We start from the raw sequence: 13,802 nt of genomic DNA on the forward strand, positions 1-13,802 counted from the left end.
AGCCTTGTCCGGGGCGGGGCGGGACAGTATAATAATGTCTGCTGAATCAACCGGCATTGCTCCGAACGCATGCGAATGGGGGCGTACGGAAATCTGAGGAAGCAAGAGGCGTGAGCATGAAAAAAAACGAGCGCAAGCCCACTGTGCCCGAACAGCCACGGCCCCGGCAGGAGGTGCCACGGGTCACACCGGACCCCACCCAGGGCCTGACCATGGAGCAGGTGCAGCTGCGCCACCGGGCGGGCTGGGCCAATACCGCGGTGGAATCCCCCACCAAGAGCGTGGGGCAGATCGTCCGGGAGAATGTGTGCACCTTCTTTAACTTCATCTTCATCGTTCTGGCGGCCCTGCTGATCGCGGTGGGCTCCTTTGACGATATGCTGTTTCTGCTGATCGCCGCGGCCAATACCGGCATCGGCATCATCCAGCAGCTGCGCAGCAAGCAGACCATCGACAAGCTCAACCTGCTCTCCGCGCCCCGGGCCAAGGTGGTGCGGGAGGGGAACCTGCTGTCCATCCCCGCCGCCCAGCTGGTGCGGGACGACGTGGCGGAGTTTTCCGCCGGGGACCAGATCCCCGCCGACGCCACCGTCCTGGCCGGACAGGTGCAGGTGAACGAGGCCCTGATCACCGGCGAGGCCGACGCCATTACCAAAAAGCCCGGGGAGGGGCTGCTGTCCGGCTCTTTCATCGTCTCGGGGAAATGCCGGGCGCGGCTGGACCAGGTGGGGGCGGACTCGTATGCGGCACGGCTCACCCTGGAGGCCAAAAAGAATGTTACCGCCGGCAAAAGCGAGATGATGGCCTCTCTGGACAAGCTCATCCGCTTCATCGGCATCGTGCTGGTCCCACTGGGGGTGGCCCTGTTCATCAAGGAGTATTATTTCCTGGAGCTGGGGGCGAAGCAGGCCGTGGTGTCCACGGTGGCCGCCCTCATCGGCATGATCCCGGAGGGGTTGTACCTGCTGACCAGCGTGGCCCTGGCGGTGAGCGTCGTACGTCTGGCCCGGGGTAAGGTGCTCGCCCAGGATATGAGCTGCATCGAGACGCTGGCCCGGGTGGACGTTCTGTGCGTGGATAAGACCGGTACCATCACCGAACCCCATATGGAGGTGGGGGAGACGGTGCTGCTGAACGAGGAGCGCTGGTCCGGCGAGGCGGTCACTGAGGTGCTCAATGCCTTCTATCGGGCGGTGGATGCGGACAACGACACCGCCAAAGCCATGCGGAACAAGTTTCACGGCGTGTCCGTATGGCATGCCTCCCATACAATTCCCTTTACCTCCGCCACCAAGTGGAGCGGGGCGGTCTTCCCGGGACACGGCGCCTACCTGGTGGGCGCGCCGGAGTTCGTGCTGGGCGCGCGCTACGCTGAGGTGAAGGAGCAGGTGGAGCCCTGGTCCGCCAAGGGCTACCGGGTGCTGCTGGTGGCGGAATACGATGGCGTGCCCGAGCAGCGGGGCCTGTCTCCCCAGCGGGTGAGCCCTATGGCCCTGGTGCTGCTGTCCAACCGGGTGCGCGCCGCCGCGCCCAAGACGTTTCAGTATTTTGCCGAACAGGGCGTCCATGTGAAGGTCATCTCGGGGGATAACCCGATCACGGTCTCCGAGGTGGCCCGTCAGGCGGGAATCCCGGGAGCGGAGCACTACGTGGACGCGGCTGCCCTGAAAAGCGACGGCGACCTGGAGCGGGCGGCGGTGAAGTACACCGTCTTCGGCCGGGTGACCCCGGGGCAGAAGCGCAAGCTGGTACGCGCCCTCCAGAAGGCAGGCCACACCGTGGCCATGACCGGCGACGGCGTCAACGACGTGCTGGCCCTCAAGGATGCCGACTGCGGCATCGCCCTGGCCTCCGGCGCGGAGGCCGCCTGTCACGCGGCCCAGCTGGTGCTGCTCAACTCCGACTTCTCAGCCATGCCGAAGGTCGTGGCCGAGGGGCGGCGGGTCATCAACAATATCCAGCGGGCGGCCGCCCTGTTCCTGGTGAAGAATATTTTCTCGTTCTGCCTGTCCATCATCTCCCTGTTTGCCTCCTTCCCCTATCCGGTCACCCCGCTTCAGCTCTCCCTTATGAGCGCCCTGACCATCGGCGTGCCCTCCTTCTTCCTGGCGCTGGAGCCCAACCACAGCCTGGTGAAGGGACGGTTCTTGGGAAATGTGTTTCGGGCGGCGCTGCCCGGCGGGCTCACCGACCTGCTGGTGATCCTGGGCCTGGAGCTTTTCTACTGGGCATTCGCGTTCACCACCGAAGAGCTGTCTACCATGGCGGCCATCCTGCTGCTGTTTATCGGCCTTCTGGTGCTCTACCAGGTGTGCAAGCCCTTCGACTGGAAGCGCCGGGTGGTATGGGGCGCCATGGCGGGCTCTTCCGCCGTGGCGGTACTGGGGTTTGGCAGCAGCTTTGGGTTGTCCCCGCTGAATATACAGACCCTGCTGATCCTGCTGGTTTTTCTGGGCCTATCCTATTCGGTGCTGCGCTTTATGCTGGGCTTCTTCCAGAACGGAGACGCCCTCGTCAACGCAGTAAAAAACCGGGGCGGAAAACGAAAACGAAATTAAGACGCGACAGCGCCCTCCGGCTCAAGGCCGGAGGGCGCTGTTCTGCGGGTAAAAAGGAGAGCCGGGCACGTTTTGATTTGCATCAGGGACGGCGGACGCTCAGGTTCAGCACCAGCGCCGCCAGGGCCAGCACTAGAAGAAGGAGGAAGGGGGCCACATAGCCGCCGGTGCTGCCCAGCAGGACGCTGGCGGCGGTGGCCATAAAGGAAGCGCCCATCAGATTGAAGTTCATAATCGAAAAATTGACGGGAAAATGCTTCGTACCATAAAAGGCGGACGTGAACGCGGAGGAGATGGTGGGACAGGCGCCGTAGGACAGACCGGTGACGCACAGGCCGATGACGCACAGAGGCACCGAAGCGGCGAGCACCGAGAGCAGCGTGACCGCGGCGGCCAGGATGGCGGTCACATTGGCCAGCAGCATGGTTCTGCGGCGGCCCAGCAGGTCGAAGAGCGCGCCGGTGAGGATGCGCCCCAGGCCATTGCACACCGAAAGCACGCCGACCAGAGTGGTGGCCAGGGCGGCGTTGGCCCCGACGGAGAGGGAGAGGTCCTTGGCAAACGAGATGACGGTGTTGCCGACCGCAGCCAGGAAGACGATGCAGAGGAACGCACGCCAAAAGGGAAAGCGGCGGATCATCTCACCGGGCGTATAATCGCGGGCCTCGAACGCCTCGTCCTTTCGGGCGGCTTTGACCTGGGGCTGAGGCAGCGCGGTATCCGGAGCGGGAAGGCGGAGGAGAAAAGCGGCGATCAGCAGCACCAGGCCCAAAGCGCCGCCCAGGAAGGAGAACGCGGCACGCCAGCCCACAGACGGGTGATCGATGAGCGCGCCCGCAAGATTGCCCAGCACCAGGGCGGAAGCGCCGAAGCCCATCATCAGCGCGCCGGAGCAGGTGCCTTTCTTGTCGGGAAACCACGCGCTGGTGGTGGAGATGATGACGTTATAAGCGATGCCGATGCCCGCGCCGCTGAGGATGCCGTAGCTCACGTAGAGCATGGCGACGCTCTGCCCGGAGAGCCGGGCGGTGAGCAGAAAGCCCGCGCAGGCGAGCAGGGCCGCCAGGATCAGGGTGAGCCGGGTACCCAGCCGCTTGGCCAGCAGTCCGCCTGCCATGCCGCCCAGACAGAAAAAGCACATGGTTAAGGTGAAATTCAGGGCCAGATTGGCCGCCGACCAGCCGAATGCGGCGGCCAGGGGGGCTTTCAGGATGGACCAGGCGTAGAGAATACCGGCGAACAGCAGGGCGATGACGCCCACCACAAGATAGAGCCAGCGGATGGAGGTGCTTGCTTGTTTCATGCTGGATACGCTCCTTATGATAAAGATTTTATATCTTGCATCTTACCAGATTGTTGAGCGATTGTCCAGAGCCAGCCAGAAATTGTACGTCAAAGGCCGGTCAGGGCCGTAAAGAGTCCGGCACACCCTGCGGATATATCCCGCCAGGCCGTTTCAAAGTCGCCGGTATACCAGGGATCGGCTACCGACCCGGGCCGGAGAGTGTAATCCAGCAGCAGATGTACCTTGTGCTCCGGGTCGCCTCCGAAGAGCCGCGTCATGCTGCGGCGGTTGGCCTCATCCATGCCGATGAACCGGTCCCAGCGGCCGTAATCCCCCGGCTGGAGCTGGACTGCACGCTTGCCGGAGGGATCGAGCCCATGGGAGAGGAGCATGCGGCGGGCGGGGGGATAGACGGGGCGGCCGGTCTCTTCGGCGCTGGTGGCGGCTGAGGAAATTGCGAACGAATGGTCCAGGCCCGCTTTGCGCACCAAGTCCTTCATCACAAACTCAGCCATGGGGCTTCTGCAAATGTTGCCGTGGCAGACAAAAAGAAGACGGTGCATGATAAAATCCTCCGATTACGACGTGAAGGGAAGCGAAACGACCGGAAGCCCCCTCCGCGGGGCCGGACTCGCCGTTTGGGAAAGGTTACACGCAGCGGGCCAGAAGGGTTTCCCATCGCTCGTCCACAGATTGCTGGGCAGCCTCCAGCGTCCACTCGTTGCCGGGGCGGAAGCAGTGCTTGAAGCGGCCCTGGAGCTTCATGAATTCGGTGACGGGAAGTTTCTTTTTGGGCTCATAGCTGAGCATCCATTTGCCCTCCACGACCTCGTACAAGGGCCAGACGCAGGTCTCTACCGCCAGTTTGCAGATCTCGGGCAGCAGCTCGGGGGAATACTGCCAGCCCCGGGGACAGGGGGCCAGGACGTTGACAAAGGCGGGGCCGGGGGTATAGATGGCCCGATGGGCCTTCTCGTGGAAATCCTTGAAGTTGCCCAGGAAAGTGGTCTGCGCCACGTAGGGGATCCGGTGGGCCGCCAGGATTCCGGTCAGGTCCTTTTTGTTCTGGCGCTTGCCCAGGCTCTCCGCGCCGGTGGGGCTGGTGGTGGCGTTGGCAAAGCGAGGGGTGGAGGAGGAGCGCTGGATGCCGGTGTTCATATACGCTTCGTTGTCATAGCAGAAGTAGGTCATGTCATGGCCGCGCTCCATGGCGCCCGACAGAGACTGGAAGCCGATGTCATAGGTACCGCCGTCCCCGCCGATGGCCAGGAATTTAAAGGTATCGTCGATCCTGCCCTTCTTTTTCAGCGCCCGATAAGCCGCCTCCACGCCGCCGCAGGTGGCGGAGGCGTTCTCGAAGGCGGAGTGGATGTAAGAGTCCTCCCAGGCGGTATAGGGGTAGAGGAAGGAGGAGACCTCCAGGCAGCCGGTGGCGTTGCAGATGACCGCCTTGTCCCCTTCGTCCAGCGCACGGGTCATGGCCCGGCAGACGATGCCCGCGCCGCACCCGGCGCAGAGCCGGTGGCCGCCCACAAAACGCTCGGGCTTGGAGAGTTCGGCCTTATGATTATATGCCATGTTACAACACCTCTTCTTGTTTGCTGCGCTGGCCCATATGGACGTAGCGGGGGCCGGTCTCGCCGGTCTGGGCGATGTGCAGCAGGCGGCGATAGACCCGCTCCACATCCTCCACCGCGCAGTCCCGGCCCGCCAGGCCGTAGACCACGTCGATCATTTTGGGTGGGTGGGGCAGATCGTAGCAGGCGCAGCGGGTCTCGGCAAAAAGCGGACCGCCGCAGGCGGAGTTTCCCTCGCTCTTGTCCAGAACCGCCACAGCCTTTACATGGGCCAGCGCGGCGGCCAGCTCTTCGGCAGGGAAGGGACGGAAGACCCGCAGCTTGATGAGCCCCACGCGGACCCCGCGGGCGCGCAGGCGCTCCACGCAGGCCTTCGCGGTGCCGGCGGTGGAGCCGATGAGCACCAGGGCTACCTCAGCGTCCTCCATGCGGTATTCCTCAAAGAAGCCGTAGGAGCGGCCGAAGGTGCGGGCAAAGTCGGCGGCCACATCCAGAATGGCCCGCTTGGCGTTTTTCATGGCTTCGGCCTGCTGTACCTTATGCTCCATACAGTAGGGGCAGGTATCATAGGGCCCCACGGCCAGGGGATTTTCCTGTTTGAGCAGATAGTGCTCCGGGCGGTACTCGCCCACGAAGGCCTTAACGGCGGCGTCCTCCTCCAGCAGGATATTTTCCACGGCGTGGGAGGTGATGAAGCCGTCCTGGCAGACCATGATGGGCAGGCGTACGTCGGGGGTCTCGGCGATGCGCATGGCCTGGAGGTAATTGTCATAGGCCTCCTGGTTATTTTCCGCGTAGAGCTGGAGCCAGCCCGTGTCCCGTGCGCCCATGGAGTCGGAGTGGTCGTTATTGATGTTGATGGGGCCGGTGAGCGTGCGGTTGACGCAGGCCAGGGTGATGGGCAGACGGGCGGAGGCCGCTACGTACAGCACCTCGTACATAAAGGCCAGGCCGCAGGAGGAGGTGGCGGTGACCGCCCGGACGCCGGCGGCCTGGGCCCCGATACAGGCGGAGAGAGAGGAGTGCTCCGACTCCACGGGGATGAACTCGGTGCTCACCCGGCCGTCGGCCACATACTGGGCAAAATACTGGGGGATCTCCGTGGAGGGGGTGATGGGGAAGGCGGCAAAGACGTCGGGGTCGATCTGCCGCATGGCGCAGGCAATGGCTTCGTTGCCGGAGAGACGTTCCCGGATGCTCATATCAGCGCACCTCCTGCTGCATTTGGATGGCCTGGAAGGGACAGACCTTCCAGCAGATGCCGCAGCCCTTGCAGTGGTCCAGATCAAAGTCCAGACGCCGCCCGGCCTGTACGGGAATGGAGGAGTCGGGGCAGTAGGGGGCGCACAGAAGGCATTGTTTGCACCTGGAGGCGTCCCAGACCGGAACGTCGGAGCGCCACTCGCCGGTGCGCACCGCCCGGGCGGTGCCCCCCTCGTAGATCTCCCCGCCGGGGGTCAGGTCCTGCCAGGGGGTCTGCTCGTTGATCGCCTTTGCCTGGATGCTCATGCCAGACGCACCTCCTTCATGGATTGGATCAGACAGTTCATATTGCCCTGGATCACCTGGGGCTTGGTGGCAAATTTATGGCGGAAGGAGGCCTCCATATCCGCGATGAAACGTCCCGGCTCCAGGACACGGCTGACCTGCACGATGGCGGAAAGCATGGGGGTGTTGGGAAAGTAACCGCCCAGATGCTCCTCGGAGATGCGGCGGGCGTCGATGACGCCCACCCGGCCGGTCCAGCCCCGCAGCAGAGGACGCAGGGACGCGGGCGCTTTGGCGGAGTTGATCACCAGCGCGCCGCCCTCCTTCAGCCCCGCCGTTACATCCACGGAGGAGAGCAGGGATTCGTCCACCACCACGACGTAGTCGGGCGCGTAGATGTTGGAGTGGATGGTGCAGGGGATGTCGCTGATCCGGTTATAGGCGGTGATGGGTGCGCCCATACGCTCCGGACCGTACTCGGGAAACCCCTGGACATACTTGCCGGAGGCAAAGGCCGCGTCGGCCAGCAGCAGGCAGGCCGTTTTGGCCCCCTGGCCGCCGCGGCCGTGCCAGCGGATCTCGGTCATGGATGCGCTCATGGTTGATTCCTCCCGTATTGAAGTGGTTGCGTTCGCAGCGCGGAGGGCAGCCGCCCCCGCCGGAAAAGCCCGCGGGCCGTTTCCGGAAAAATAAAAAGGCTTTCGTCCCGTAAAGGGACGAAAGCCTGCACTTTCGCTGTACCACCCGTTACTGCATACCGTCATATGCGCTTCCGGTAACGGGGAAGTCCGGCAGCGCCTACTTCGGCAAACGGTTCGGGCTGCAACTCCGGAGTGATCTTCGGGCGAGACCTACTGATACCGGATTTTCACCAGACACCGGCTCTCTGCAAAACTTCGGTCAGACCCTACTGTCTCCATCATCATCTTTAGTGGAATAAATTATGAAATAATATAGCCCATGGGGGCGGGATTGTCAAGGGTCAATTTGACAAAATCCGAGGAGCGGTTCCGCCGGACGTTTTACGCCCGGCCGGAGATGACCCAGGGAGCGGGCTCCTGCGTGAAGGTGTTTTTGCCGCCCAGCTTGGACACGGCGATCTGGATCACCTCGGTCTCACCGATGCCGTACTGCTCAAACAGGGCGGGCAGAGAGGCGGCGCAGCGGAAGTCCAGGGTATAGATCACAAACTCCATATGGGGGTTTCGCCGGAGCAGGCATTGGAGCTCCTGCTCCAGACTGGCGGAGGCCACCAGGAAGGTCAGGGTGGGCACGGGCAGGCCGGACAGAGAGGCGTCGTCCACATGGTCGATGATGGCGATGTTGTTCAGACCGAATTTATGGGCGTTTTCCTCCATGGTCTGACGATCCTGCTGATTGTATTCCACGGCGATGACGGTGCCTTCGCCTGCCAAGATGGCGCTCTCCACCGCGATGCTTTCCCCGCTGACCACACACACCGTATCCCCCACGGACAGGTGCATCTTATTGAGAAGGACGGTGCGGATCTCGCTGCCCACGTAATGAATGGAGCCGCGGGAAAAGCTGGAGTTGCGCATGCCGACTTTATACGTAGAGCGGGCGTTGGGATTGAGCACCAGCATGCCCGCCGAGGCGTTGATGCCGCGGTCGATCATATCCCGCAGCAGGTCATGCTTGATGGGACCGGAGGGATCCGAGCCCTCGTTGTACCAGACGGTGCAGTCGCCCAGGCCCGCATCCCACATGCGGTAGAAGATATCCGCATGGCCCGCCTCGGTAAAGACCAGCACCGCCGGATGGGATTCCACCGTGGGGATCAGGTTTTTGTTTTTGCGGGTGATATCCAAAAGCTTGACCTTCTCCAAGTCCACCTGCGTGTGGTCGGAGAAATACTGGAGCCAGGCCAGGATATGGGAATTGTTGAAAAGCTGCTGTTCCATAAGATGCGTCCCCCTCTGACAGTGTGATTGCAGACATTCGGACTGTCCCCAAAGCCCTCCCGCAGGGAGTTCCGCCGCCCGCAGGCGGCGGAATAAAAGGAAATCCCGTCCGTTCCAAGGATATGTGCCTTGGAACGGACGCTTTTCACGAAATTTCTGCCGACAATTCGCAGGAAAGCAAGGTGAAAATTTCGCGTATGCCTTCTCGAAAAGCGGCTTTGCCGCTTTTTTGACAGCCCCATTATAACACAGCAGTGTGGAAAATCCAGCGGAAAATCCAAAAAGCGCGCGCCAAAACGGGCCGCCGCATGGCTGTGCGGCGGCCCGTCGGGAGGGATTCAGCGTTTCAGGGACTCCGCCCAGGCGGCATATTGAGCCACTTTGGCGGCGCAGTCGGCGCGGTCGGTCCCCTGAGCCAGGATATAGACCTTTACCTTGGGCTCGGTACCCGAGGGGCGGACGATCAGACTGGTGCCGTCGCAGAGCTCGTAACGCAGCACGTTGGAGCCGGAGAGCTCCATTTTGCCCGCGGCGCCGGTCGCAGTGTCCACCACCGTGCCGTCCAGGTAGTCTTTCTGCTGCGTTACCCGGACCCCGGCGATGGCGTCAGGCGGATACTGGCGCAGGCCGGACATCAGAGCGGCCATCTGCTTCAGGCCGTCCAGCCCAGGCATGACCAGGTTCAGGGTGCGCTCCGCGTACCAGCCGTACTTGGCGAAGAGCGCCTGGAGAGCGTCGTACAGGGTCATGCCCTGCCCGTGATACCAGGCGGCCATCTCCGTGAGCAGCAGGGAGGCGGTGACCGCGTCCTTGTCCCGCACATAGTCGCCCAGCATATAGCCGTAGGACTCTTCGTAGGAGAAGATCACGTTGCCTGCGCCGCTGCCCTCCAGCTGGTCCTTTTTCTCAGCCAGGAACTTGAAGCCGGTGAACGTATCATAGCAGGCAAGGCCGTTGACCTGGGCTACCTTGCGGGCCATCTCGGTAGTGACGATGGTTTTGAGCGCCACAGGCTGGGCGGGCAGCCGGCCCGCGCGCTTCATGGCCCCGATCAGGTAGTCCAGCAGCAGAACGCCGGTCTGATTGCCTGAGATGACCTTGAAGCTGCCGTCCGAGGTGCGTACCATGATGCCCACCCGATCGGCGTCCGGATCGGAGCCCAGGATAAAGTCGGCGCCCTCCCGTTTGGCCAGCTCCACCGCCAGGGCGAAGCCCTCCGGATTTTCCGGGTTGGGGGAGGCCACGGTGGGAAAGCTGCCGTCGATGACCATCTGCTCCGGCACACAGAGCACATGCTTCATCCCCAGGCGGCGCAGCGCTTCGGGGATCAGCTGGTAGCCGGTGCCGTGGAAGGGGGTGTAGACCATCTTGAATTCGTCGGCCACCCGGGCCACGGCCTCCGGAGCAGTGGCTTGGGCCATGACGTGGGCGAGAAAGGCCTCGTCGGTCTCCGCCCCCATAATCTGGACCAGGGACTGGGAGACTGCCTGGTCATAGTCCATGCGGCGGATGGAGGAAAACAGGTCCAGCTCAGACATCTTTTGCGCCACCGCGTCGGCGTGGCGGGGCGGCAGCTGGGCGCCGTCCTCCCAATAGACCTTATAGCCGTTATACTCCTTGGGATTATGGCTGGCGGTGACGTTGATGCCGGCGATGGCGTGATATTCCCGCACGGCGAAGGAAAGCTCCGGCGTGGGGCGCAGGGATGCGAAAATCCGCACCGGGATGCCGTTGCCCGCCATGACGGAAGCCGCCTCCCGGGCAAATTCCTGCGAGTGGTTGCGGCAGTCGTAACAGATGCACACGCCCCGGGCCGCGGAGGCCGCGCCTTCTTCCAAAATCACCTGGGCGAAGGCCTGGGTGGCGTGACGGATCACATGGACGTTCATATTGTGCAGTCCCGTACACATGGTGCCCCGAAGACCGGCGGTGCCGAATTCCAGGGGGCCGAAAAAGCGGCCTTCGATCTCCTTTTCATCGCCTGCGATGGAGCGCAGCTCTTCCCGCTCCGCCGCGCTGAGGGCCGGGCTTTCCAGCCACTGCTGATAGGCTTGCCTGTAGGTCATTATCCTTACCTCCTTCTTCTTCCTGCCCGCCGGACGGGCGCAAAAGGTTCCTGGGGGAACACCCCCTATTTATGATAGCTTGAACCCTCGTTGATCTTGAAGCCGCGGTAGAGCTGCTCCAGCAGCATCACCCGCGCCAGATGATGGGGAAAGGTCATGGGAGACATGGAGAGCCGGACCCAGGCGCTGTCTTTCAGCGCGCTGTCCAGACCGTGGGAGCCGCCGATGAGGAAAACCAGGCGTTTGGAGGAGTTCTGCGCCCAGGTCTCCAGCAGGGCGGCCAGCTCCTCGCTGGAGCGCTGGCGGCCCTCCACGCACAGAGCCACCACGCTGGAGCTGGCAGGCAGCCTGGAGCGGATGGCCGCGGCCTCCCGGGCCAGGGCGGCGTCGATCTGCGCCTGAGAAGGATTCTGCGGCAGCCGTTCTTCGGGCAGCTCGGTCATGGTGAGCCTGCAATAGGCTGAAAGACGCTTGGTATATTCCGAGACCGCGTCGGTATAAAATTTTTCCTTCAGTTTTCCCACGCAGATCAGATGGACTTCCAGCATAGATGCTCCTTTCGCAAAGACGGCGCGTCCCGGGCGGAAGGGGCGCGGAGAATCAGACGCAATAGCGGCGGCCGGGTTCGGAGCGGGGGGCTACCTCCAGCGTCACGTCCCGGCCCACCGCCACGCCCCGGCCGGACAGCGCGGCATGGACCGTATCATAGGCGCGCACGGGGGTATTGTTTTCTGCGGACAGATGGGCCAGCACCACGGTTTGGGCCCCGCCCTCCACCGCCGCGCAGGCCAGGGCCGCCCCCGCCTCGTTGGACAGATGGCCCCGGTCCCCCAGAATGCGCTGCTTGAGAAAATAGGGATAGGGGCCGCAGCGCAGCCACTCCACGTCGTGATTGGCCTCGCACACCAGCAGGTGGGCCCCCGCGATCCCGGCGGAGACGGCGGGCGTCAGATGGCCCAAGTCGGTGGACACCGCAGCCTTCCGGCGCCCGTCGGTGAGGGTGTAGCCCACACTGTCGGCGGAGTCGTGGGGGGTGGGGAAGCTGGTGATCCCCAACGAACCGATGGAGAAGGCGCCGGCGGCCTGAAAGGGATGGATCACGTCCTCCAAAAAGGCGATGCGATAGCACAGTTGCAGCGCGGTGCCCCGGCTGGCGTACACCGGCAGGCGCAATTGCTTGGTCAGGGTGGCCAGGCCGCCGATGTGGTCGGAATGCTCGTGGGTGATAAGAATACCGGACAGGCCGGCGGGCTCCACGCCCAGCGCGCGCAGGCTTTTGCAGATGCGCCGGGCGGAGATGCCCGCATCGATGAGAAGATGGGTGGTCCCGTCGGACGCCAGCAGGCAATTTCCGCTGGAGCCGCTGGCCAGGGTGCAAAGCTCCAGCAAGTCGTCTCGCTCCTTCTATGTATACTGCAACGGGCGGCGGCATTCTGCCGCCGCCCGTTTGCTCTGTGTTCAGCCCACCTGAGCCTGTTTCCCGGCATCCGGGGTAACGACCACCCGGATATCCGCGCCCACGCCGGAGAGCTTGCGCACGATATCCTCGTAGCCGCGCTCAATATGGTAGATATTGCTGATCTCGGTCGTGCCCTGGGCCGCCAGGCCCGCAATGACCATGGCGGCGCCGGCCCGCAGGTCGCAGGCGCGGATCCGGGCGCCGGTGAGCTTTTCCACGCCCTCGATCACGGCGATCTTGCCGTCCACCTGGATCTGGGCGCCCATGCGGCGAAATTCATCCACATAGCGGTAACGGTTGTCCCATACGCCTTCCGTGAGCACGCTGGTTCCCTCGGCCAGACAGAGGATGGCGGCAATCTGGGGCTGCATATCGGTCGGGAAACCGGGGTAGGGCAGGGTCTTCACGTTGGTGCGGGTGAGATTGCCGGTGCGGCACACCAGCACCGCGTCGTCCCGCTCTTCGACCGCTACGCCCATTTCCAGCAGCTTGGCCGTGATGCACTCCAGATGCTTGGGGATGACGTTTTTTACCAGAACCTCGCCGCCGGCGGCAGCCACGGCGGCCATGTAAGTGCCCGCCTCGATCTGATCGGGAATGATGGAGTAGCTGCCGCCGCTGAGACGCGCTACCCCGCGGATCTTGATGACGTCGGTGCCCGCGCCCATGATGTCGGCCCCCATGGAGTTGAGGAAGTTGGCCAGGTCCACCACATGAGGCTCTTTGGCGGCGTTCTCGATGACCGTCATGCCCTGGGCCAGAACGGCGGAGAGCATGATGTTCATGGTAGCGCCCACGGAGACGATGTCCAGGTAGACCTGGGTGCCCTGCATCCGGCCCGCCCGGGCGCGGGCGTGAATATAGCCGCCCTGTACGTCCACGTCGGCCCCCATGGCCACAAAACCCTTGATGTGCTGGTCAATGGGGCGCCCGCCGAAGTCGCAGCCGCCGGGAGGGGGGACCTCCGCCGAGCCGAAGCGGCCCAGCAGCGCGCCGATCAGATAGTAGGAGGCCCGAATCTTGCGGGCCAGCTCCTCCGGGACGCGGGCGTTGCGGATATGGGAGCAGTCGATGTCCACCGTAGTGCGGTTGACCGTGCGTACGTCGGCACCCAGGTCCTGGAGGATATTCAGGATCAGCGTCACGTCGCTGATCTGGGGAATGTTCTCAATGCGGCAGACGCCGTCCACCAGCAGGGCGGCGGGGATGATAGCGACAGCGGCGTTCTTGGCGCCGCTGATGTCGATCTCTCCAAACAGCGGTCTCCCGCCGTGAATCACATATTTCGTCAAACCTTCAACCCTCTATTCCTTCCGTGCGCTTCCGTTTCGGGCACACGGTATCCAAGGGCCGGTGAGCAGCCGGCCCGGTAAAAAGCAGCAGGATAAGCCGCCGTACAAGGACAGCGCGCTCCTATACGTATACATTATAGCATATCTGCCTGCAA

12 protein-coding genes are annotated in these 13,802 nt (G+C 63.3%); 1 reads left to right on the plus strand and 11 read right to left on the minus strand.

Translation table 11 applies throughout. The annotated features are described in order from the left end of the window. Window positions 1-116: 116 nt before the first annotated feature. Window positions 117-2,558, plus strand: coding sequence for a cation-translocating P-type ATPase (locus NE547_RS08860; protein WP_256175471.1), 2,442 nt, complete (start codon window positions 117-119; stop codon window positions 2,556-2,558). A gap of 82 nt (window positions 2,559-2,640) precedes the next feature. On the opposite strand, the gene NE547_RS08865 is transcribed toward NE547_RS08860, so the two are convergent. From NE547_RS08865 to NE547_RS08915, 11 genes are all read right to left on the minus strand, one after another. After that, window positions 2,641-3,861 (minus strand): MFS transporter, encoded by a 1,221-nt coding sequence (locus NE547_RS08865; protein WP_256175473.1) that lies wholly within the window; start codon window positions 3,859-3,861, stop codon window positions 2,641-2,643. An 89-nt stretch (window positions 3,862-3,950) separates the two neighbouring features. Then, complete coding sequence (locus NE547_RS08870; RefSeq protein WP_256175475.1) at window positions 3,951-4,406, minus strand: low molecular weight phosphotyrosine protein phosphatase; 456 nt, start codon at window positions 4,404-4,406, stop codon at window positions 3,951-3,953. A gap of 85 nt (window positions 4,407-4,491) precedes the next feature. After that, on the minus strand, window positions 4,492-5,421 hold the full coding sequence (locus NE547_RS08875) for a thiamine pyrophosphate-dependent enzyme (RefSeq protein ID WP_256175477.1): 930 nt from the start codon (window positions 5,419-5,421) through the stop codon (window positions 4,492-4,494). 1 nt (window position 5,422) lies between these two features. Then, entirely contained in the window at window positions 5,423-6,622 is a 1,200-nt protein-coding gene (gene porA, locus NE547_RS08880; RefSeq protein ID WP_256175479.1) for a pyruvate ferredoxin oxidoreductase, read from the minus strand. A gap of 1 nt (window position 6,623) precedes the next feature. Beyond that, entirely contained in the window at window positions 6,624-6,929 is a 306-nt protein-coding gene (locus tag NE547_RS08885; RefSeq protein ID WP_186908004.1) for a 4Fe-4S binding protein, read from the minus strand. Then, window positions 6,926-7,507: a 2-oxoacid:acceptor oxidoreductase family protein gene (locus tag NE547_RS08890; protein WP_256175481.1), complete on the minus strand. Its 582-nt coding sequence runs from the start codon at window positions 7,505-7,507 to the stop codon at window positions 6,926-6,928. The genes NE547_RS08885 and NE547_RS08890 overlap by 4 nt, the downstream gene beginning before the upstream one ends. 423 nt (window positions 7,508-7,930) lie before the next feature. Further along, entirely contained in the window at window positions 7,931-8,830 is a 900-nt protein-coding gene (locus NE547_RS08895) for a precorrin-6B methylase (RefSeq protein ID WP_256175483.1), read from the minus strand. Between the two features lie 338 nt (window positions 8,831-9,168). Next, window positions 9,169-10,896 (minus strand): phospho-sugar mutase, encoded by a 1,728-nt coding sequence (locus NE547_RS08900; protein ID WP_256175485.1) that lies wholly within the window; start codon window positions 10,894-10,896, stop codon window positions 9,169-9,171. Between the two features lie 65 nt (window positions 10,897-10,961). Continuing rightward, window positions 10,962-11,444: a 23S rRNA (pseudouridine(1915)-N(3))-methyltransferase RlmH gene (gene rlmH, locus NE547_RS08905; protein ID WP_186908000.1), complete on the minus strand. Its 483-nt coding sequence runs from the start codon at window positions 11,442-11,444 to the stop codon at window positions 10,962-10,964. A 52-nt stretch (window positions 11,445-11,496) separates the two neighbouring features. Then, complete coding sequence (locus NE547_RS08910) at window positions 11,497-12,285, minus strand: MBL fold metallo-hydrolase (RefSeq protein ID WP_256175487.1); 789 nt, start codon at window positions 12,283-12,285, stop codon at window positions 11,497-11,499. A 69-nt stretch (window positions 12,286-12,354) separates the two neighbouring features. Beyond that, window positions 12,355-13,647, minus strand: coding sequence for a UDP-N-acetylglucosamine 1-carboxyvinyltransferase (locus tag NE547_RS08915; protein WP_186907998.1), 1,293 nt, complete (start codon window positions 13,645-13,647; stop codon window positions 12,355-12,357). Window positions 13,648-13,802: the final 155 nt, after the last annotated feature.

The sequence above is a fragment of the Flavonifractor sp. DFI.6.63 genome (assembly GCF_024462255.1).
In the GTDB taxonomy this organism is placed as follows: Bacteria; Bacillota; Clostridia; order Oscillospirales; family Oscillospiraceae; genus Lawsonibacter_A; species Lawsonibacter_A hominis.